Source organism: Nocardioides sp. BGA-UO-ETr-FS32, assembly GCF_059567905.1.
In genome coordinates this window covers 569,732-591,212 of the sequence record NZ_JCAQOX010000017.1, presented here as the reverse complement: position 1 = coordinate 591,212, position 21,481 = coordinate 569,732, and the positions used below count along the sequence as shown (strand labels likewise).

Genomic DNA, 21,481 nt, shown 5'->3' with positions numbered 1-21,481 from the left:
TTACTTATCAAGTTAGCGGTAGACTGGGTACGGTGGCAAGCCGAGGCACCGCCACCCCGGGCGCCGCTGCGCACCCGAACCCGACACCCATCAGAGAGCACTCGCGTGACCGACCAGCACCAGCCCGACGCTGCCCCCGCGTGGGTCGAGCGCGGTCAGGAACGCGCGCAGCCGCCGACGCTCCTGGCGCTGCGCGACCTCGTCGCGGCGGGGAGCCGGGTCACCCACGTGGTGGCCCGCCGGGCGGGTCTGAGCGAGACCGAGCTGGTGACCCTCGAGCACCTCAGCCGCGAGCAGATCGGTCCCGCCGAGGTGGCGCGACGCCTCGAGGTGTCGACGGCGGCCGCCACCGGCATCGTCGACCGCCTGGTCGCCCGCGGCCACGTCGAGCGCCGTCCGCACGAGCTCGACCGCCGGCGCACCGACCTCCACATCACCGACTCCGGGCGCGGCGAGGTCGTCGGCCACCTGATGCCGATGTTCGCCGCGCTCGACCGGCACGACGCCTCCTTCAGCGAGGAGGAGAAGGCCGTCGTCGAGCGCTACCTGCGCGGGGCCGCCGCAGCCTTCGAGCGGGTCCTGGAGCCGTAGGCCCGAGGAGCCGTACGGGACTCAGTCCGGGCTGCCGGCCTTGCGGTGGGCGACGAGCGCGGCACCGACGATGCCGGCGCGGTTCTGCAGGGTCGCGGGCACCATCTCGGTCTCGACCTCGATCAGGTGGCCGAACTTGTCCCACGACTTGCTGACGCCGCCGCCGACGACGAACAGGTCGGGGGAGAACAGCCGCTCGAGGTGGCGGAAGTAGGCGGTGAGGCGCTCCGACCACGCCTCCCAGGTGAGCCCCTCGCGCTCGCGCGCGCTGGTGGCCGTGGTGACCTCGGCGACCGCTCCGTCGAGCTCGAGGTGGCCCATCTCGGAGTTGGGGACGAGCTGGCCGTTCCAGATCATCGCGGAGCCGATGCCGGTGCCGAGGGTGATGACCATGACGAGGCCACCGCGGCCCTTCGCCGCGCCGTACTCGGCCTCGGCGAGCCCGGCGGCGTCCGCGTCGTTGACGACGTGGACCTCCCGGCCGAGCGCCTCGGTGAAGATCGCGTCGGCGTCCTCGCCGATCCACGACTTGTCGATGTTGGCGGCTGACAGCACGACGCCCCGGCGGACGATGCCCGGCACCGTCACCCCGACGGGCCTCGTCGAGACGGGGAAGCTGCCGACGATCTCGCCGAAGACCCGGGCGACCGCTTGCGGGGTCGCCGGCTTGGGGGTGTCGATCCGGACCCGGTCGTCGGCGAAGTCGCCGACCGCGAGGTCGACGGGGGCGCCCTTGATGCCCGTGCCGCCGAAGTCGATGCCGAAGGGGTGTTCCATGGCGCACAACCTATCGCCAGCCGCGCGACGGTGTGACGGGGGCAACACCCGACGAGACACGCCGGCGATGCGGCCGGGACCAGACCGGAACGCCTGACGGTCGCCGCTCCCCGGCACTAGCCTCCGTCCATCACGCTCGCGGGGGCGTGCGTGGTCGGTCGGGGGCGGAGGCGTCGATGGGGAGAGTGGCCAGGGTCGCGGCGTTGCAGGGGCTCGCCCTCCAGCTCGCGGGCGACGGACGTTTCGAGGAGTCCCTCGCCACCCTCCAGGAGGCCTTGGCCCTGGCCGAGCGGCTGCGATTCGGTGCGGCGCCCTTCGTCCGGCCCGACCTCGTGCACACCCGTGCCCACGTCCTCTTCGACGCCGGGCGGTGGGAGGAGGCGGCGGAGACCGCGCGGGCCTCGGCCGCGGCCCGACGCGAGCGCGGTGCGTTCGACTCCGACCAGCTCTCGCGCCTGTCCGACTCCCTCGAGCTGCTGGCCAACGCGTTGACCCGGCTGCGCCGTCTCGACGAGGCGGACGCCATCAGCGCCGAGGTGGTGACGATGCGCGCCCGGCTGCCGTGGCCGGACCGGGCGCGAGCGCTCCTCAACCGCGCCGCCCTGCTCATGGAGGCCGGTCGCCACGAGGAGGGGCTGGCAGTCGCGACCGAGCTCGTGCGCGGCGCGCCGACCCGCGCCGGCGGCCCGGACCTGGGCGACCCCGCGCTCGTCGACGGGCTGGTCAACCTCGCCGTCCTGCTCCGCCTCAACGGGCGCTGGCGGGAGGCGGTCTCCGTGCAGGCGCTGGCCGTCGACCAGCTCAGGCTCGCTGCTGCCGTCGGGGGGACCGCAGCGTCGGCGGACCTGGCCGTGGCGCTGGCCAACCAGTCGCTGATGCACCTCGAACAGGGTCGGCCCGACGAGGCCGAAGGTCCGGGGCAGGAGGCCCTCGAGATCAGGGAGCGCCTGGCCCGCCACTCGGCCAGCTACCTCGAGGACCTCGCCGACAGCCTGAACAACCAGGCCATCGTGCTGGACCGGCTGGGGAGGGCCGAGGCGGCCGAGGTGCTCGCGAGCCGGTCCGTGGAGCTGAGGCGTCGGCTCCACCAGCAGCACCCCGCCGCCCAGGAGCGCAGGCTGGCCAACGCCCTCGGGACGCACAGCCACATGCTCACCGTGTCCGGACGACCCGAGGCCGGGGTCGTGACGGGCCGCGAGGCCGTCGACCGCCTCAGCAGGCTGTACGCCGGGGACCCCGTCGCGACCGCACCGTGGCTGGCCGGCGCCCTGGACTCGCTGGCGGAGGCCGGTGCCGCGGCCGGCTTGGACGCCGAGTGCCTGGCTGCATCTCGCGATGCAGTGGACACCGGGCGGCGGGCGGCGGCGGCGAACCCGAGCGGCTTCGGCGGGACGTACGCCGAGATCCTGCTGGAGTGCGCGGAGCGCTGTCGCCCCCTCGCCGGCGGCGACCCGGACGAGTGCCGGGCGTGGGTGCGCGAGGCCGTCGACCTGCTCACCGGCCTCGGCGCCGACGAGCCGGAGGCGTACGAGCTCCTCCTCCGACGCGCCCGCGGGGCGCTGGCCAGGTGGGAGGCACAGGACTGACGGCTTGACAGAAAGTCACCTCTTGTCAACGAGGTTTACAGATCGTATGGTCCTGTAAACCCCACGGCAGGAGGTCCTGATCATGGCCGGCTACCCCACCCGACTCGCCCCGAGCGGCACGGTGCCCGAGGGCACGACGGAGCTCTGGAAGGACCGCAAGCGCTACCTCTGGCTGATCGGCCTGGTGGTGCCGAGCCTGGCGTTCGTCGCCTTCGGCGGCTACCTCGCGACCGGCTGGAGCGTCTGGTTCTGGATCGGTCCGATCGTGATCCTCGGCATCGTGCCGACGATCGACCTGGTCGCCGGGCTCGACCGCTCCAACCCGCCGGACGACGTGATCGAGGCGCTGGAGCAGGACCGCTACTACCGCTGGATCACCTACCTCTTCCTGCCCATCCAGTACGCCGGCTTCCTCGGCGCGATGGCCGTGGTCGGCGGCTGGGACTACTTCGGGCTGCTCGCTGACCAGCCGTTGTCGACGCTCGACAAGATCGGCATGGCCGTCTCGATCGGCTGCATCGGCGGCATCGGCATCAACACCGCCCACGAGCTCGGCCACAAGAAGGAGGCCAACGAGCGCTGGCTGTCCAAGATCGCCCTCGCGCAGGTCTTCTACGGCCACTTCTACATCGAGCACAACCGTGGCCACCACGTCCGCGTCGCGACCCCCGAGGACCCCGCGAGCGCCCGGCTGGGCGAGAACTTCTACCAGTTCTGGCCCCGCACGGTCGGGGGCTCGCTGAGGTCGGCCTGGCGCCTGGAGAAGCGCCGGCTGGCCCGACGCAAGCAGAGCCCCTGGCGCCTCGACAACGACGTCCTCAACGCGTGGCTCATGTCGGTCGTGCTCTGGGTCGCGGTACTCGCCGCCTTCGGCATCGAGGTGCTGCCGTTCCTCGTGATCCAGGCGGTCGTCGGCTTCTCGCTCCTCGAGGTCGTCAACTACATGGAGCACTACGGGATGCTGCGGCAGAAGGTCGGCGAGGGCGACCGCCAGCGCTACGAGCGGGTGCTGCCCAGCCACAGCTGGAACTCCAACAACATCGCGACCAACGTGCTGCTCTACCACCTGCAGCGCCACAGCGACCACCACGCCAACCCGACCCGGCGCTACCAGACGCTGCGCGACTTCGAGGAGAGCCCGGTGCTCCCGACCGGGTACGCCGGGATGATCGTCCTGGCGATCGTCCCCGCCGTCTGGCGCCGGGTCATGGACCAGCGCGTGGTCGACCACTTCGGCGGCGACGTCTCGCTCGCCAACATCAGCCCGCGCAAGCGTGAGAAGTACCTCCGGCGCTACGACGCCGCCGGGTTCGCCGCCCGCGCCGCGGCCGAGCGCGCCGCCCAGGAGGCGCTGCCGGGTGCGGTGGTCGAGGTGCTCGCGGCCCGATGCCCGAGCTGCGAGTACGTCTACGAGGTCGCCGCCGGCGACGAGCACGAGGGCTTCGCGGCCGGCACCGCCTGGGCCGACATCCCCGACGACTGGTGCTGCCCGGACTGCGGCGTGCGCGAGAAGGTCGACTTCGTGCCCTGTGAGCCCGAGCGCTCGGTCGCCTGACGATCCGTACGCCGGGGGCTCCTAGACTCCACGCATGCCCGACACCACCCGCGACCGCATCGTCGCGGCGGCCGTCGAGATGACGACCTCCTCCGGGTGGGCGTCGGTCACGATGGCGCGCCTCGCCGAGGCGGCCGGGGTGAGCCGGCAGACCGTCTACAACGAGGTCGGCTCCAAGCCGGCGCTGGCCGAGACGATGATCCTCGAGGAGCTGACGCGCTTCCTCCAGGTCGTCGAGCGGGCCTTCGACGCCCGGCCCGACGACCTCGCCGGTGCGATCGAGCTGGCCGTGTCCGACGTGCTCACCTATGCGCGCGCCAACAAGCTGCTGCACGCGGTGGTCAGCGCCACCCACGGCGCCGACACCGAGCTGCTCCCTCTGCTGACGACCAACGCCGCCGGCCTGCTCGGCGTGGCGAAGGAGGTCATCAGCGCGCGGGTGGCGCCGTACGCCCCGGGCATCGACGCCGCCCACCTCGACCCGGCGATCGACATGGTCGTCCGGGTGGTGCTCAGCCACGTCATGCAGCCGTCGGGATCGCCGGAGAAGACCGGCGCCGACATCGCGTGGCTGGCGGGGCAGGTCCTGAGGGGCTGAGCGGAGGGGACGGCCGCAGCGCTGCGGCGACCGTCCCCCTGTCACTCGCGTCCGGTCACTCGCTCTCGCTCTCGTGGTCGTCGTGCAGACCACCGGACGGGCACCCGGCCGTCGTGCAGAACGTGCCCTCCGGGCCCGTCGGCTCGGGGAGCGGGACCGACTCGGGCACGGGCTCGCCCACCACCCCGTTGACGTCCTCGGTCGAGTACGCGTACGTCAGCGCCGCATAGGCGATCAGGTCGCTGTTGACGTCCAGCGCCGTGTTGCTGTTGTTGGCGAAGGTGTCGCACGCCAGGTGGTAGCACGGGTCGAACTGTGCACCCGCCGTGCCACCCCAGATCGCCTGCTGGGCCGGGGTCTTGACGACCTCGGCGCCGGTGAACAGGCCGCCCGACGGGATCCCGGCCTGGATGAACGCCTGGTAGTCGCTGCGACCGGAGTACTGCGCGTCGTCGTAGCGCTGGCCGAGGGAGGTGTAGACACCCTCGAACAGCTCCTCGATCGCCTCCGATCCGGCCGGGATCGGCACGCCGGCCGGCGCCGGGAACGTCGACTCGTTGGCGTCGTAGGTCATGAGGACGTAGTTGGGCGAGCCCACCATGTCGTAGTTGAGGTAGAGCGCGATGCGGTCCCGCTCGGCCTGCGAGAGGTCGGTGACATAGGCCCTCGAGCCGAGCAGGCCCGCCTCCTCGGCTCCCCACCACGCGTAGCGCACGGTGTTGACGGGCTTGACCTTGGCCATCTGGAGTGCGGTCTCGAGCAGGGCGGCCGAGCCCGAGCCGTTGTCGTTGATGCCGGGTCCGGACGTGACGCTGTCGAGGTGCGCGCCGCTCATCACGACGTTGTCAGGGTTGACGACACCGCGCATCTCGGCGAGCACGTTGTAGTCCGTACGGGTCTCGCTGGGCAGGACGCGGACACGTGCCGTGGCGCCGGGCTGGGACAGCGCGACACCGGCGGCGAAGCTGGCGCCCACGACCGGGATCGTGACCGGAGCCGGGGACGGGTTGAGGGTGCCGATGATGAGGCCCTCCCGCGTCGGGTCGTTGCCCTGGTTGAAGATGACGACGGCCTCGGCCCCGGCGACCTGGGCGTTGACGGCCTTGATCGCGAAGGCGCAGGTGCCGCGCTGGACGAGGGCGATGTCGCTGGGACCGGAGAGGTCGAGGCCGGCGAAGTCGGCGGCCTCGCAGCCGCTCGTGCTGTCCCGCGGCGGTGCGAGGGCGAGGTCGACCGGGACGACGGTGCCGGTGACGTCGCCGTTGCCGGAGCCGGTGAAGGTGCCGGTCGCGTAGTCCGCCGTCACCGGGGTGAGCTGGCGCAGGAGGGCGGGGAAGACGAACTGGAAGTCGAAGGGGTCGAGGGTGACGGTGTAGCCGGCGGCACGGAGCTTGTCGGCAACGTACGCGACGCTCTCGGCGTACCCCTGGGTGCCCGCCACCCGGCTGCCGGGGTAGTACTCGTCGTCGTTGGCGTCGGCGATGCTCTGGAAGGCGGCCTGGTGCCCGCGCACGCCCTCGACGGTGACGCACTCGAGAAGCTTCTCGTAGGTGTTGTTGGTGCGCTTGAGGCACGACGGTGGCGGGGCGGCCTCGGCGGGTGCTGCCGCACCGGCCCAGGTGAGGACGCCGGCGACGAGCGCCAGCGCGAGTGGGCCAGCGGCGCGCGAGGCGCGCCGGGGCGATGACGTCGAGAGGTTCATGGGGTCTCCTGACCTGCCGTGCGCCCGTCGGGGGTGGGGGTGTGGGGGTGGCGGACGTCTCTCGCGATCAAACGACTGCCCCCGGAAGCGGTCAAGGACGGAGCGGGTCGCTCTAGACCGCACGTCCGCTCACCGGTGGCGCCTAGCCTTGCGGCGTGAGCACGGTCTCCTGGGGTACGCCGACCGCCCGCGCCGTCGTCGCCGCCGCGACCCTGGGGTCGGGGATGACGCTCCTGGACGGCACGGTCGTCAACGTCGCGCTCCGCACGATGGGCGAGGACCTCGACGCGACGCTGGCGCAGCTGCAGTGGATCACCAACGGCTACTTCCTCTCCCTCGCCTCCCTGATCCTGCTCGGCGGCTCGCTGGGCGACCGGCTCGGCCGGCGGCGGGTCTTCGTGATCGGCACCGTCTGGTTCGCGCTGGCCTCGCTGCTGTGCGGCCTCGCGCCGACAGCGGAGGTGCTCGTCGTCGCGCGGGTGCTGCAAGGCGTCGGAGGCGCCCTGCTCACCCCGGGGAGCCTGGCGATGATCCAGGGCGCGTTCCGCGCGGAGGACCGCAGCCGGGCGATCGGCGCCTGGTCGGGCCTCGGCGGGATCGCCGCCGCGCTCGGGCCACTCGTCGGCGGCCTGCTGGTGGACCACGCGTCGTGGCGGTGGATCTTCCTCATCAACCTGCCGCTCGCCGCGGTGACCGTGTGGCTGGCGCAGACCTGGGTCCCGGAGACGCGCGACCCGCGGGCGCAGGGACGCTTCGACGTCGCCGGTGCCGTGCTGGCCGCCCTCGCCCTGGCCGGCACCACGTGGGCGCTGACCGACGCCGGCGGGTCCGCGACCCTCTGGGCGGCGGCGGGCGGTGTCGCCGCGGCAGTGGCCTTCGTCGTCGTCGAGCGCCGGTCCCGCGAGCCGATGGTGCCGCTGGGCCTCTTCGCCGACCGGACCTTCAGTGCCGCCAACCTGATGACCCTCGTGGTCTACGCCGCCCTCGGCGCGATCCTGTTCTTCCTCGTCCTCCAGCTGCAGACGGTCGGCGGCTACAACGCCCTCCAGGCCGGCCTCGCGACGCTGCCGATCACCGCCTGCATGCTCTTCCTCGCGGCCCGCGGCGGCGCGCTCGGCGAGCGCATCGGACCGCGGATCCCGATGACGTTCGGCCCGCTGGTGATGGCGGTCGGCACCCTCTGGCTGCTGCGGGTCGGGCCCGACGTGACCTGGTGGCGCGACGTCGCTCCCGGGCTCACCGTCTTCGGCCTCGGGCTGGCGCTGATGGTCGCGCCGCTGACCGCGACGGTCCTGGCGGCCGCCCCCGACGAGGTGGCGGGCGTCGCCAGCGGCATCAACAACGCGCTGGCGCGCGCCGGGTCCCTGCTCGCGGTCGCCGCGCTCCCCATGGCGGTCGGCCTCGCGGGCGACGACTACCGCGACCCGGCGCTGTTCGACACGGCGTACGGCTCCGCGGTGATCGCCTGCGCCGGCCTGCTGGTCGTGGGGGGCGTCGTCTCGTGGTTCACGATTCCGCACCGCGTCCAGACACCGGCTGCCTAGGGTCTGGGCATGCGCGTACGACGGGGAGCCGGGGCCGCGGCGACCGCTGCCCTCGCGCTGGTGCTCGTGGCGTGCAGCGATCCCGCAGCCCGCGAGGAACCGGACGCCACGCCCGCCACCCCGGTCGGCGAGCCGACGGAGCGGGCCTCGACCGCGCCCGTCGCCGACCCGGCCCATGCCGTCGACCCGCCCGGCGAGCGCGACGGCCGGCTGTGGAGCGCCGACATCCTCGTGCAGTGGGACAAGACCATCGACGACGAGCTGCTCGAGCGCATCGAGAAGCTGCGCGGCGTCGCCCACACCGAGCGCATCGGCCTGGGCCAGGTCAGCCTGGAGAATCGCCTGCTGACGGTGGCCTCCGTCGACCCCGGCGGCTACCGCAACTTCACCCGCGCCGAGGTCGCCGACTTCCAGGAGGCGTGGGACCGCGTCGCGGGCGGCGAGCTGGTCGTCGACCCCAAGGTGGCCAAGCGCCTCGCGGACGAGGACGAGATGATCCAGCTCGGCAACGACGACGCCGCGCCGGTCCTGCACGTGGGGGCCTACACCCCCCAGATCCCGACGATCGACATGGTCGTCAACACCGCATGGGCCGCCGACATCGAGATGGCGACGGACAACGGGCTGCTGATCTCGACCGACGGCACCACCCCCGCCACCATCCGCCGGCCGCTCGAACGGCTGGTGGGCAAGGACGCCTCGGTCCAGATGCTCGACGTCGCGTCGCGGCTCGGGCTCGACCCCGATGCCAAGCTCACCGCGATCCCGACCGGCGGCACGCTCGGCAGCCTGGTCGGCACGTTCCGCTACACGGTGCTCGGAGGTGGGCGGATCGCCCCCGACCCGGCCTGGGTCAGGGCCAACATCCGCACCGAGGTGGTGCCCGTCCTCGGCAGCGTCACCTGCCACAAGGACCTGTTCCCGCAGCTGCGCGCCGCGCTGCTGGAGGTCCAGCAGCGCGGGCTGGCCGGCGCGATCGACCCGCGCCAGTACGCCGGGTGCTACTACCCGCGGTTCATCGCGAACACGACCACGCTGTCCAACCACTCCTTCGGCCTCGCCCTCGACCTCAACACCGCGGGCAACCAGCGCGGCACCGTCGGCGAGATCGACCGCGACGTCGTGGCGATCTTCAAGACGTGGGGCTTCGCCTGGGGCGGCGACTGGCGCTGGACCGACCCGATGCACTTCGAGCTCAGCGAGGTCAAGGCCGTCGGCTAGCGCGGGCCGGCCGAGCCGTGCTTCGCACCCGGGTTTCGTGCTTCTCGGTAGAGATCTGTACATGGAAGCAGGGCGGTCACCGGATAACCGGTGACTCCGGCGTGGCTAGGGTCGGCGCATGCGCGCAGTCCAGGTCGTCACGCCCACCGGTCCCGCCGACGTCGAGGTGCGTGAGGTCGAACCGCCGACCCCGGGACCCCACGACGTGCTCGTCGAGGTGCACAGCGTCGGCGTCGCGTTCCCCGACCTGCTGCTCAGCCGCGGGGAGTACCAGTTCAAGCCCGAGCCGCCGTTCACCCTCGGCGTCGACTTCGCCGGCGTCGTCCTCGACCCCGGCTCGCCGGAGTCCAGCGGCTTCACCGTGGGCCAGCGGGTCGCGGGCGTCAACCTCCACGGCGGGGCGGCCGAGCAGGTCGCCAACCCGGCGATCTTCACCTTCGCGCTGCCCGACGCGCTGTCGTACGACGAGGGCGCGGCGCTGCCGATGAACTACCTCACCGCCCTGTTCGCGCTCGAGGAGCGCGGGGGTCTGCGCGAGGGCGAGACGGTCCTCGTCCACGGGGCAGCGGGGGGCGTCGGATCGGCCACCCTCCAGGTCGCCAAGGGCCTCGGCGCCCGCACGATCGCGGTCGTCAGCACCGAGGAGAAGGCCGCCTTCGCCCGGGCGGCGGGCGCCGACGAGGTCGTCATCGGCCCGGACTTCAAGGACGCGGTCAAGGAGCTCACCGGCGGCACGGGCGTCGACGTGGTGCTCGACGTCGTCGGGGGCGACGCCTTCACCGACTCGCTGCGCTGCCTGGCCGAGCAGGGCCGGGTGCTGGTCGTCGGGTTCGCCGCCGGCCAGGGCATCCCCGAGGTCAAGGTCAACCGGCTGCTGCTCGGCAACACCGACGTCCGCGGCATCGGCTGGGGGGCGTACGCCATGACCAGGCCCGGCTACATGCAGCAGCAGTGGCACCGCCTCGCGCCGATGATCGAGTCCGGCGTGGTGAAGCCGCCGATCGGCGCGACCTACGACCTCGCCGACTTCGGGCAGGCGCTCGTCGACATGGACGAGCGCCGCACCCTCGGCAAGTCGGTCGTACGGGTGCGCTGACCTCAGCGCACCACCCGCAGCTTCGCCTTCTCGGGGTAGTAGCTGCGCTTGGTCGCCCTGACGGTGATCCGTCCGGGACGCGCCTGGCCGGGGAACCGGATCGCGCAGCGTCCGGCACCGTTGGTGGTGCAGCGGCGGCCGCCGGCGCGGACCTTCACCCGGGCCACCCCGCCGTCGACGTCGGTGACCTTGAAGACGACCCGCTGCGTCCGGCCGACCCGCCACCGGCCCGGCGTGGTGCGCAGGGTCATCCGGGCCAATGCCGACATCGCGTGGACACGGCTCGGGTCGCCGGCGTCGTTGCCGGTCAGCAGCAACTCGGAGCGCAGCGCGCCCGCACTGCTGACCTCCAGCCCGAACGTGCTGTAGAGGTCGTCGAGGAGGGTCGGCCTGCGGTCGACGGTCCAGCCCCGCGCCGAGACCCGCGACACGCGGGGCGTGTAGCCGATGGGCCCCTGCGCGGCCAGCCACAGGTGCCCGTCCGGCAGGACCGCGAGCGAGACGTTGTTGGGACCGTCCATCCCGCGCACGCGGCGGATGCGGTTGGCGAAGACGTCCCACAGCACGACCCGCGAGTCGATCGTGTAGGCCGCGACCACGCCGACGCCGGGCCGGTCCACCACGGCCATCGGCTGGCCCGGGTTGGTGTAGGCGCCGGGGGCCCTGACCGCCGCGCCGAGGGACGGCCAGACCTGCCGGGCATAGATCCCCGCCCCGCGGATGGACTGGTAGACGACGTAGACCGCCGACCCGGACCTGACCAGGGACGCGCCGTAGACGTCGTGGTCGGTGAACTCCTGCACCGTCGCGGTCGGCACCGCGGCCTCGGGCACCGTCCCGACGTTCCAGTGGAACCCGCCGGTGTCGCCGTAGCCCGTGATCGGCGTGCCGTCGGGCGTGTACGCCATCGTGACGCCGCCGTCGCTGGTGCTCCGGGCGAGCACCTCGCGGGGCACGACCCAAGAGGTGCCGCCGTCGACGGAGACGGCGGTGTAGACGCCCTTGTAGGTGAAGAAGTTGGCCGTGTTGCCGTCGATCGTGCCGCGGAACGCCAGCCGGAGGCTCCCGTCGGCGTTGACCCCGAGGTCGACCGGCGTGCTGAGCTGGGCCCAGCTGGTGGAGAGGACGCGGGTCACCGGACCCTGCGAGCCGCTCGGGGAGATCGTGGTGTGCTCGTAGTTGTGGGTGCCGTCGGGGTTGTCGACGATCCACACGACGTGCTGGGAGCCGTCCGCCGTACGGGCGACCGCCGCCTGGGCGAAGTTGGGCGAGGCGCTGGCGGTCAGCGGGCTCCACGACCGGGTGCCGACCCGCTCGGCGGTCCCGGCGCTCCCGGGCGGGGCGGCCAGCGCGGTGGCGACGAGGCCGCCGGCGGCGAGCAGGGCGAGCGTGCGCGTGCGTCGGAACATGGGTCCTCCCGATCGAATCCGTCCAAGGCTCCCCAGCCTCACCCATCCGGTCGGGTTTGCCACGGGTGCCAGCACGTGGTCTGGACCAGTGCGGCGAGGCGGGCGTCAGCGGTGCGTCTGGGTGCCGGGGTTAGGGTCGGCGCGTGACGATCCTCGACGCTGCCCGCGACGGCATGAACCCCGACATCCGCCCGCAGGACGACCTGTTCGGCCACGTCAACGGCCGCTGGCTCGACGAGACGGAGATCCCGGCCGACAAGTCGAGCTGGGGCGCCTTCATCGCGCTCGCCGACGCCGCCGAGCAGCAGGTCCGCGACATCATCACCGAGCTCGCCGACCGGCCGGCCGACGAGCTCGACGAGGACGAGCGCAAGATCGGCGACCTCTACGCCTCCTTCATGGACACCGAGACGATCGCCGCGAAGGGCCTCGAGCCGATCCGTGGCCTGCTCGACCGCGCCCACGCCATCGCCGACCTCACCGAGCTGGCGGCCTTCCTCGGCGTCTTCGAGCGCACCGGCGGCCCGGGCCTGTTCGGCTCCTACATCACCCCCGACCGCGCCGACGCCTCGAAGAACATCGTCTACCTCGCCCAGGGCGGCCTCGGCCTGCCCGACGAGTCCTACTACCGCGAGGACAAGTTCGCGGAGATCCGTGAGAAGTACCTCGCCTACCTCACCACGCTGCTCACCCTCAGCGAGCACGACGACCCGGCAGGCGCGGCGGCGCGCGTCCTGGCGTACGAGTCCCGCCTGGCCGAGGGCCACTGGGAGGCCGCCGAGACCCGCAACGTGCAGAAGACGACCAACCACAAGAGCCTCGAGGAGCTGCGCGAGCTCTGCCCGGCCTTCGACTGGATCACCTACGTCACCGGCCTCGGCGGCACCGAGGAGACGCTGCGCCGCTCGATCGTGATGCAGCCCGACTTCTTCTCCCACCTGTCCACGGTGCTCGACGAGACGCCGATCGAGACCTGGCGCGACATCCTCCACGTCCGCGTCGTGCGCAGCTGCGCCCCCTACCTGCCCGACGCCTTCGTCGAGGCCAACTTCGACTTCTACGGCCGCACCCTCAACGGCACCCCCGAACTGCGGGCCCGCTGGAAGCGCGGCGTCGACTTCGTCGAGGGCGCGATCGGCGAGTCCGTCGGCAAGGTCTACGTCGCCCGCCACTTCCCGCCGACGTCCAAGCAGATGATGGACGAGCTGGTCGCCAACCTCGTCACGGCCTACCGCCGCTCGATCGAGGCGCTCGACTGGATGGGCGAGGACACCAAGCAGAAGGCCTACGACAAGCTCGACCGCTTCTACCCCAAGATCGGCTACCCGGAGGAGTTCCGCGACTACTCCGCGCTGACGATCTCCCCCGACGACCTGATGGGCAACGTGGCGTCGGCGTCGGCGTTCGAGACCGACCGCCAGCTGGAGAAGGTCGGCCAGCCGGTCGACCGCGACGAGTGGCTGATGCTGCCCCAGACCGTCAACGCCTACTACCACCCCGGCACCAACGAGATCTGCTTCCCGGCCGCGATCCTGCAGCCGCCGTTCTTCAGCCCCGACGCCGACGACGCCGAGAACTACGGCGGCATCGGCGCCGTCATCGGCCACGAGATCGGCCACGGCTTCGACGACCAGGGCGCCCAGTACGACGGCGACGGCAACCTGCACGACTGGTGGACCGCCGACGACAAGAGCGCCTTCGAGGCCAAGTCGCAGGCGCTGATCGCCCAGTACGACGCCTTCGAGCCGCGCAACCTCCCGGGCGAGCACGTCAACGGCAGCCTCACCGTCGGCGAGAACATCGGCGACCTCGGCGGCCTGACGATCGCGCACAAGGCCTACGTCATCAGCCGCGGCGGCGACGCGCCGATCGAGGACCGGCGCACGCTCTTCCTCAACTGGAGCCACGTGTGGCGCACCAAGCGCCGCAAGGAGCAGGAGCTCCAGTACCTCACCATCGACCCGCACAGCCCCGCGGAGTTCCGCGCCAACATCGTGCGCAACCTCGACGAGTTCCACGAGGTCTTCGAGACCGCGCCCGGTGACGGCCTGTGGCTCGAGCCGGAGGGCCGCGTCCGGATCTGGTGACCTTCGACCCCCTGACACGGGGTCCGCGCCTGCCTAGGCTGGTGGCATGGTGAAGAAGGAAGCCCACATCACCGGCGGGATCGTCGTGGGGCACGACGGCTCACGCGCCGCCGCCGCTGTCGTACGTCGCGCCGGCGACCTCGCTCGCCGGCTGGGGGTCACCCTCCACGTCGTGCGCGTGTGGAACGTGACGACCGCCCCCCGGCCGGACACGATGGTCGGCGGCTACGTCCCTCCCTTCGCCGAGTTCGAGCAGGCAGTCGTGACCGACCTCAAGGCCGACTGCGCCGCCGCCGGGCTGGGCGACGACGTCGACATCCAGCTCTACGCGCTGCGCGGCCAGGCGACCGAGCGCCTCATCGACGCGTCGGCCGGCGCCGAGATGCTCGTCGTCGGCACCCGCGGAGCCGGCGGGTTCAAGGGCCTCCGCTTCGGCTCCACGGCCACCCAGGTCGTACGCCACTCTGCGGTCCCGGTGCTGGTGGTCCCCAACAGCCCGGAGTGAGCTGCATCGGCCCGGCGCCCGACGGACCCGTCGCGAGTTCCGCGATCCCGGCTCCGGCGCTGTTCAATGGCCGGGTGACGTTGCCGGGACACGACCAGTCCACCTACCGGCTCCGCATGGAGTGGGGACCGACGGGTGCGGAGGTGGTGTCCGCCGACTACGCCGTCGTGGTCGACGTGCTGTCCTTCACCACCACCCTGAGCGTCGCGGTCGAGCGCGGCATCGAGGTGTTCCCCTTCCGCTGGCGCGACGCGCGCGCCGCCGAGCACGCCGTGCGCCACGGCGCGACCCTCGCGGTCGGCCGCTTCGAGGCGCTCTCGCGCGATGACGCCCGGCACGTGTCGCTGTCCCCGGCGAGCCTCGCCGAGGTCGAGGGGATCGAGCGGCTGGTCCTGCCCTCACCCAACGGGTCCACGATCGCCTTCGCCCTCGCCGACTCCGGCGCGCAGGTCGTCGGCGCGTGCCTGCGCAACGCCGCGGCCGTCGCCCGGTGGCTCGCCCCCCACGTCGCCGACGGGGCCAGCGTCGTCGTCGTGCCCGCGGGGGAGAGGTGGCACGACGACACCCTCCGCCCGGCCGTCGAGGACCTGTGGGGTGCCGGTGCGGTGCTCACCGCCCTGGACGCCGAGGCCGAGGCCGCGGCCAGCCCCGAGGCCCGCATGGCCATGGCGGCCTGGCAGGCGGCGGTGCTGCCCCACGACCTGCTCCACTGCGCGGGCGGTCGCGAGCTCGGCGAGGCGGGGTTCGTCGCCGACGTCGAGATCGCCGCCCGGTGCGACGTAAGCGACGTCGTGCCGGTGCTGGTGGGCGAGTCGTTCCGTGACGCCGCCGACCTCGCCCCGCCGGCGCCGCGGTTGCGCCGCGTCGGCGACTGAGCAAACCCCGCGCACGCGCGGCCACGTACGCCTAGCATGCTGCCCGCGACGAGGGGGTGCGCGTGATCGAGGTGCTGGGGCCGCTGCAGGTCCGCCGTGACACGGGCGGCGAGGCCGTGGACGTCGGCTCGCCGCGACACCGCGAGGTGCTCGCCGCGCTGCTCGTCGACGCCGGTCGCGTGGTCTCCACCGACACCCTGCTGGAGCGCGTGTGGGGCGATGCGGGCCGCGGAGCCAGCACCTCCAACCTGCACGCCGTCATCTCCCGCCTGCGCGGCCGGCTCTCCGGGGCCGGCATCGACGTCGCGATCGCGACGGCGCCCCCCGGCTACCGGTTCGACCCACCGGAGGCGGTCGACGCGACGCGCTTCCAGGACCTGCTCGCACGCGGGCGCCGGGCTGCGGAGGCCCGTGACCTGCCGGCCGCCCACGACCTGCTCGACGAGGCGTTGCGGCTGTGGCGCGGTCCGGCGTACGCCGACGTCCGGCTGCCCTTCGCCGAGGTGGAGGCGGCCCGGCTGGACGGGCAGCGGCTGGCGGCCTGCGAGCTGATGGTCGACGTCGAGCTGGGGCTGGGCCGGCTCGCGCCTGCCCTCGACCGGCTGCCGGGCCTCGTCGCGGAGCAGCCTCTTCGCGAGGCCTTCCGGCGCCAGCAGATGCTGGCCCTCTACCGGGCAGGCCGGCAGGCCGAGGCCCTGGAGGTCTACGCCGCCCTGCGCACGCTGCTGGCCGAGGAGCTCGGCATCGACCCGGGCCCCGAGCTGCAGGAGCTGCACCAACGGGTGCTCGCCCAGGACGAGGAGCTCGGGGCGACCCCCGCGGTGGCGGACGCTTCCGCCCCCACGGCGTACGTCGTCGCCAGCCCGGCCGCTCCGCTGTGGTACTCCGAGGTGGTCGTCCCCGCCGACGAGCTCGTGGGCCGCGACCACGACGTCGCCCACCTGCGCGACGTGCTGACCGCCTCCTCCCAGCGGCTCGTCACGGTCACCGGCGTCGGCGGCGTAGGCAAGACCCGGCTCGGACATGCGGTCGCCGAGGCGTCGCGCGACGCCTTCCCGGACGGTGTGGCGCTGGTGTCCCTCGCCCCGATCGCCGACCCCGACCTGGTGCTCCCGACCGTCGGGCGCGCCCTCGGGCTCAGTGCCGCAGAAGGACTGGACCCGCTCGACGCCGTCGCGCAGCACCTGCGTTCGCGACGGGTGCTCGTGGTCCTGGACAACTTCGAGCACGTCGTCGACGCCGCACCTGCGCTGGCGCGACTCGTCGCGGTCTGCCCGCGACTGAGCGTGCTGGTGACCAGCCGCACGACGCTGCGGGTGCGCGGTGAGCTGCACTACCAGCTGTCGCCCCTCGACCTCCCGGGCTCGGATGACGACGTACCGGCCTCGGTCGCAGGGTCCGCGTCGGTGGCACTGTTCGTGGACCGCGCGCGTGCCGTGCAGCCCGACCTCGCCGTCGGCACCGGCAACGCCGCCGCCATCGCGGGCATCTGCCGCCGGCTCGCCGGCATCCCGCTCGCCATCGAGCTGGCCGCGGCGCGCACCCACCTGATGAGCCCGGCCGCGATCTGGGAGCGGCTGGACCGGGTCATGGAAGGGTCGGGGGCCCGCGACCTCCCGGCCCGGCAGCGGACCATGCGCAGCGCGATCGACTGGAGCTACCAGCTGCTGGCGCCCGAGCAGCAGGAGCTGTTCCGGCGGCTGGCCGTCTTCCACGGCGGCTTCACCCTGGACGCTGCCGAGGCGGTGCTGCGCGACGACCCGGACACCCTCGCGCTGCTCGAGGACCTCGTCGCCCACTCGCTCGTGCTGCGCGACGCGGACCACCCCGGGACGGTGCGGTTCCGGCTGCTGGAACCGGTGGCGCAGTTCGCCACCGAGGTCCTCGCCGCCGATGCCGACGAGGAGCGCGACGCCCGCGACGCCCACCTCGCCCACTTCCTCCGCCTCGCCGAGGAGGTCGAGCCCGGCTACCGCGGGGACGGCACCCGGGACGCCCTCGCGACCACCGAGCGGGAGCACGCCAACCTCGTCGCCGCGATCGAGTGGGCCCTGTCGTCCGGCCAGGGCGACCTGGCCGGGCGCACGGCGTGGGCGCTGTGGCTCTTCTGGTGGTTGCGCGGACGGCTGCTCGACGGCCGCCGGCTGCTGCAGGGTGTGCTCGCCCAGGACGTGTCCGCCCCGGTACGCGTCCGCGCCCATGCCGCCCTCGGGGCCATGGCCTTCGCCCAGGGCGACATGGCCCTGGCCCGGAGCTGGTGCACGGGGGTGCGGCTGGCGCGCCGGTCCGGCGACCTCGAGGGCGAGGCCCACAACCTCGCCGGTGAGGGGCTCGTCGCCCTGGCCGAGAACCACCTCGACGAGGCCGAGCTCCGGTTCGTCGAGACGGTGCGCCTGACCGAGGAGGCGGGCCTCGCTGGAGAGTGGCTGTGGACCCTCGCGCACATCTGGCAGGCCACGATCCGGCTGCTGCTCGGCTTCCCCGAGCACGCCGTGCCGCTCCTGGAGGAGGCGCTCGCCGCTGCCCGCAGCCGCAACGACCCGCTGGCCATCTACATCGCGCTCTTCACCTCCGTCCAGGTGGCGGTCAGCGTCGGCGACCTCGCGACCGCGCGCACACAGCTCGAGGAGGGACTCGCCCTGAGCCTGGACACCGGTGACATGGCCAACCTCGCCTACTTCCTCGAGGCGCTCGCCGTCGTGGAGTCGCAGGAGGGAGACCACGAGCGGGTCGCGGTGCTGCACGGGTCCGCGGCGCGACTGCGCGAGTCCGTCGGCTCGAACGTCTACGGCTACTACCAGCCAGACGAGCAGCTCCTCGCCGCCGCCATCGCCGCCGCACGCGCCCACCTCGGCCTGTCGTACGACGACGCCGTCGCGCGCGGCCGCAGCCTGGGCGCGGAGCCGACCGTCGCGTACGCCACCGCGCGTCGCTCCTCCCGGGTCGACTGAGCCGCGCGCTGGTCGGGAGCCGCAAGGTCCCGCAAGCCAGCCGCAGGGGAACCACAAGGTCGTCCCGCCACCGTTGGTGCTCCCGGCGAGGTCCGCCGGGACACCGAACGCCGGCAGACCGACGCCATGAGCACCACCACCGACGCCACCGATGCGAGCACCGACGCCCGCTGGCTGCCGGCCGACTGGACCCACCCCGTCCACGTCCCGGTCGACGCCGGCCACCACCTGCGCCCGATCCGCGCCACCGACGTGGACCTCGACCTTCCCGCCGTGCACGGATCCCGTGACCGGCTGTGGTCGATCTACGGCCGCGCCTGGGGCTGGCCGCCGGTCGGGATGACCCGTGACGAGGACCTGGCCGACCTGGCCCGGCACGAGGCCGAGGTCGTGGCCCACGAGTCGTTCAACTACGCCCTCTTCGACACCGCGGAGACGCGGCTGCTCGGCTGCGTCTACGTCGATCCGCCGGAGAAGGTCGGCGCGGACGCCGAGATCTCCTGGTGGGTCGTCGACGAGCTCGTCGGCAGCGACGTCGAGGCCGCGCTCGACGCGCTCGTGCCCGCCTGGATCGCGGCCCACTGGCCGCTGGAGCGGCCCCGCTACGTCGGGCGCGACCTGACGTGGGACGCCTGGCTCGCCCTGCCCGAACTGCCGACCCCGTCCACCGAGACGGCCTGAGAGGACCCGACATGCCGACGAGCACCCGACCATCCCCACCCCTCCCTCACGCAGCACACACGTCCGAAGCCACGAAAGGCACACCCATGAAGAAGCTCCACCTGGTCCTGACGGCGATGACGACCGTCGCCGCCGGGCTCCTCGCGCCGCTCTCGCCGAGCGCGGCCGCCACCGCCTGGAACGACGGGTTCCACGACGAGGACACGATCATCAGCTGCATCACCGGCAGCCCGGCCACGGGCGTCTCGGCCAACGTCGGCTGGTCCTCGCCCACCGGTCAGGTCCCGAAGGTCGGCGAGAAGTTCTACCTCCGCGGCTACATCGGCCTCGTCGGCCTGCCGTGCAGCGGCAAGGTCGGGGTCCTCCCCGAGATCATGGTCCCCACCGGCGTCGAGTTCGTCGACGAGGACCTGCGCTGGGACCTGACCCCGGCGGGCCAGGAGCAGGTGCTGACCACCGACCCGCTGGCCTTCGACCACGGCGTCAACGGCGGGATCCTGATGGGCAACGCCGACTACACGCCGTTCACGCTGCGCCAGGGCGACATCCTGGAGTTCCAGTTCCCCGTCCGGGCGACCCGTGAGCTCAAGGGTCCGGCCACCCAGCAGCCGCAGTGCCAGTCCCGCCTCGACGGCGACGCGCCCTGCCCGATCAGCCAGGCCGGCGACCACCTGCAGATCGCCTACACGGTCACCGGGCACGGCGGGGACAAGTCCTACGTGACACCGTTCGTCGGCCTCTTCGCCAGCGCCGGCACCACCACCCCGCCGCCGACGACCACGCCGACCACCACGCCGACCACCACGCCGACCGCCACGCCGACGACGACGCCCGCTCCGGGAGCCGGCAAGGCGGCGTCGACCACCCGGGCCACCTGGAAGCCGTCGTCGTCGCGCAAGGGCAAGGTCACCGTCGTCGTGTCCTCGTCGGCCACCCCGACCGGTGCGGTCGTGATCAAGGACAAGGGCAAGGCGATCGCCAAGGCGGTCCTCAAGCCCTCCCAGCGGGGCCGGATCACGCTCACCCTCCCGCGGATGCGCAAGGGGACCCACACCCTCGTCGCCTCCTACCGGGGCTCGACGACGGTCTCGGCGTCGTCGTCCGTGAAGCGCACCGTCCGGCTGCGCTGATCCCCCGAGGACGCCCTCGTCCGGGTCCCCCACCCGGACGAGGGCGCTCCACACAAAAACTGACCGTTCGGTCTGGTGCGGGCTGCACGGTGTCCCTACTGTGATCGGGGCCACACTCGGGTGGCCCCTTTCTCGGAGGACCCAGATGAATCGCACGTCCCGTCTCGCCGTGCTCGGCACCGCCCTCGCCGGCCTGCTCACGCCGCTCCTGCTCCAGCCCGCCCAGGCCGCCGCCCCGTCGTACGTCGCCCTCGGCGACTCCTACGCCTCGGGCACCGGCACCCGCTCCTACATCGCCGACGGCACCAGCTGCCAGCGCTCGACGTCGGCCTACCCCAGCCTCATCGCCGCGGCGCGCGGCTACGCGCTCAACTTCCGCGCGTGCTCGGGGGCGACCGTCACCGACGTCACCAACACGCAGCTGTCGGCGCTGACGGCGTCCACGAGCTATGTCTCGATCTCCGTCGGCGGCAACGACGCGGGCTTCGCCGACGTGCTGACCGAGTGCGCCCAGCCCTGGTGGTCGAGCAACTGCGACGGCGCGATCAACACCGCCCAGTCCTACATCACCAACACGCTGCCCTCCCGCCTGAGCACGCTCTACGCCGCCATCCGCAGCCGCGCGCCGTACGCCCGGGTGGTCGTGGTCGGCTACCCGCGCATCTTCATGGGCGAGGACTGCAACGCCTTCACCTGGTTCTCCCCGGCGGAGCAGACCCGCCTCAACCAGACGGCCGACCTGCTCAACTCGCGGCTGTCGACGGCCGCGTCCGCCGCCGGCTTCTCCTTCGGCAACCCGACCAGCCGCTTCATCGGCCACGCGGTGTGCGACGCCGACGAGTGGATCAACGGCCTGTCCAGCCCGATCAGCGAGAGCTACCACCCCAAGGCCACGGGCCACTCCGGTGGCTACACCCCGACCGTGAGCCCGCTGCTCACCGGCGCCACCGTCACCGTGACCGCCGCCGTCGTCGCCGAGTCGTCCGCGAGCGGCGAGGAGCACGCCGCGCTCCAGCGCCAGTACGCCGACACGGACCGCAGCATCGAGCCGGAGTCCTTCGTCGCCCCCGACCTCACCACGCCCGAGGCGCGCCGCGCCGCCCGCAGGGCGGGCATCGACATCGAGAGTTTCCTCGCCCGCAGCCAGCGCGCGGCGAGCTGACCCCTCGGGCC

The 21,481-nt window shown here is 72.9% G+C and carries 17 protein-coding genes; 14 read left to right on the top strand and 3 right to left on the bottom strand.

The window, feature by feature from the left end:
- The first annotated feature begins 105 nt into the window (after positions 1–105).
- Positions 106–591 (top strand): MarR family winged helix-turn-helix transcriptional regulator, encoded by a 486-nt coding sequence (locus AC57BS_RS23005; RefSeq protein ID WP_496413773.1) that lies wholly within the window; start codon positions 106–108, stop codon positions 589–591.
- Positions 592–612: 21 nt separating this feature from the next.
- On the opposite strand, the gene ppgK is transcribed toward AC57BS_RS23005, so the two are convergent.
- Positions 613–1,368, bottom strand: coding sequence for a polyphosphate--glucose phosphotransferase (gene ppgK, locus AC57BS_RS23000; protein WP_496413772.1), 756 nt, complete (start codon positions 1,366–1,368; stop codon positions 613–615).
- A 176-nt stretch (positions 1,369–1,544) separates the two neighbouring features.
- On the opposite strand from ppgK, the gene AC57BS_RS22995 reads away from it, so the two are divergent.
- The 3 genes from AC57BS_RS22995 to AC57BS_RS22985 all read left to right on the top strand — a co-directional run bounded on the left by AC57BS_RS22995 (position 1,545) and on the right by AC57BS_RS22985 (position 5,107).
- Positions 1,545–2,954, top strand: coding sequence for a tetratricopeptide repeat protein (locus AC57BS_RS22995; protein ID WP_496413771.1), 1,410 nt, complete (start codon positions 1,545–1,547; stop codon positions 2,952–2,954).
- 82 nt (positions 2,955–3,036) lie between these two features.
- On the top strand, positions 3,037–4,509 hold the full coding sequence (locus tag AC57BS_RS22990; RefSeq protein ID WP_496413770.1) for a fatty acid desaturase: 1,473 nt from the start codon (positions 3,037–3,039) through the stop codon (positions 4,507–4,509).
- A 34-nt stretch (positions 4,510–4,543) separates the two neighbouring features.
- Positions 4,544–5,107 carry a TetR/AcrR family transcriptional regulator gene (locus AC57BS_RS22985; protein ID WP_496413769.1) on the top strand — a complete coding sequence of 188 codons (564 nt, stop codon included), beginning with the start codon at positions 4,544–4,546 and terminating at the stop codon, positions 5,105–5,107.
- 55 nt (positions 5,108–5,162) lie between these two features.
- On the opposite strand, the gene AC57BS_RS22980 is transcribed toward AC57BS_RS22985, so the two are convergent.
- Positions 5,163–6,809 carry a M28 family peptidase gene (locus AC57BS_RS22980; protein WP_496413768.1) on the bottom strand — a complete coding sequence of 549 codons (1,647 nt, stop codon included), beginning with the start codon at positions 6,807–6,809 and terminating at the stop codon, positions 5,163–5,165.
- A gap of 155 nt (positions 6,810–6,964) precedes the next feature.
- Here AC57BS_RS22980 and AC57BS_RS22975 point away from each other — a divergent pair, with 155 nt between their 5' ends.
- The 3 genes from AC57BS_RS22975 to AC57BS_RS22965 all read left to right on the top strand — a co-directional run bounded on the left by AC57BS_RS22975 (position 6,965) and on the right by AC57BS_RS22965 (position 10,670).
- Entirely contained in the window at positions 6,965–8,353 is a 1,389-nt protein-coding gene (locus AC57BS_RS22975) for an MFS transporter (protein WP_496413767.1), read from the top strand.
- Between the two features lie 9 nt (positions 8,354–8,362).
- Positions 8,363–9,574, top strand: coding sequence for a M15 family metallopeptidase (locus tag AC57BS_RS22970; protein ID WP_496413766.1), 1,212 nt, complete (start codon positions 8,363–8,365; stop codon positions 9,572–9,574).
- A 118-nt stretch (positions 9,575–9,692) separates the two neighbouring features.
- Positions 9,693–10,670: an NADPH:quinone oxidoreductase family protein gene (locus tag AC57BS_RS22965; protein ID WP_496413765.1), complete on the top strand. Its 978-nt coding sequence runs from the start codon at positions 9,693–9,695 to the stop codon at positions 10,668–10,670.
- Between the two features lie 2 nt (positions 10,671–10,672).
- Here the strand turns inward: AC57BS_RS22965 and AC57BS_RS22960 are convergent, their stop codons facing one another.
- Entirely contained in the window at positions 10,673–12,079 is a 1,407-nt protein-coding gene (locus AC57BS_RS22960) for a hypothetical protein (protein WP_496413764.1), read from the bottom strand.
- Positions 12,080–12,222: 143 nt separating this feature from the next.
- Between AC57BS_RS22960 and AC57BS_RS22955 the strand changes: the two genes are divergently transcribed.
- From AC57BS_RS22955 to AC57BS_RS22925, 7 genes are all read left to right on the top strand, one after another.
- Positions 12,223–14,166 carry a M13 family metallopeptidase gene (locus AC57BS_RS22955; protein ID WP_496413763.1) on the top strand — a complete coding sequence of 648 codons (1,944 nt, stop codon included), beginning with the start codon at positions 12,223–12,225 and terminating at the stop codon, positions 14,164–14,166.
- Between the two features lie 46 nt (positions 14,167–14,212).
- A complete protein-coding gene (locus tag AC57BS_RS22950) occupies positions 14,213–14,671 on the top strand; it encodes a universal stress protein (protein WP_496413762.1) in 459 nt (152 codons plus the stop codon).
- A gap of 74 nt (positions 14,672–14,745) precedes the next feature.
- Positions 14,746–15,546, top strand: coding sequence for a 2-phosphosulfolactate phosphatase (locus AC57BS_RS22945; protein ID WP_496413761.1), 801 nt, complete (start codon positions 14,746–14,748; stop codon positions 15,544–15,546).
- Between the two features lie 62 nt (positions 15,547–15,608).
- On the top strand, positions 15,609–18,497 hold the full coding sequence (locus AC57BS_RS22940; RefSeq protein ID WP_496413760.1) for an ATP-binding protein: 2,889 nt from the start codon (positions 15,609–15,611) through the stop codon (positions 18,495–18,497).
- 126 nt (positions 18,498–18,623) lie between these two features.
- Entirely contained in the window at positions 18,624–19,178 is a 555-nt protein-coding gene (locus AC57BS_RS22935; protein ID WP_496413759.1) for a GNAT family N-acetyltransferase, read from the top strand.
- An 86-nt stretch (positions 19,179–19,264) separates the two neighbouring features.
- Positions 19,265–20,308, top strand: a complete 1,044-nt coding sequence (locus AC57BS_RS22930; protein WP_496413758.1) for an Ig-like domain-containing protein — start codon at positions 19,265–19,267, stop codon at positions 20,306–20,308.
- Between the two features lie 145 nt (positions 20,309–20,453).
- The gene (locus AC57BS_RS22925) at positions 20,454–21,470 is read left to right on the top strand and encodes an SGNH/GDSL hydrolase family protein (protein WP_496413757.1); all 1,017 of its coding nucleotides are present in this window, start codon (positions 20,454–20,456) and stop codon (positions 21,468–21,470) included.
- Positions 21,471–21,481 lie beyond the last annotated feature (11 nt).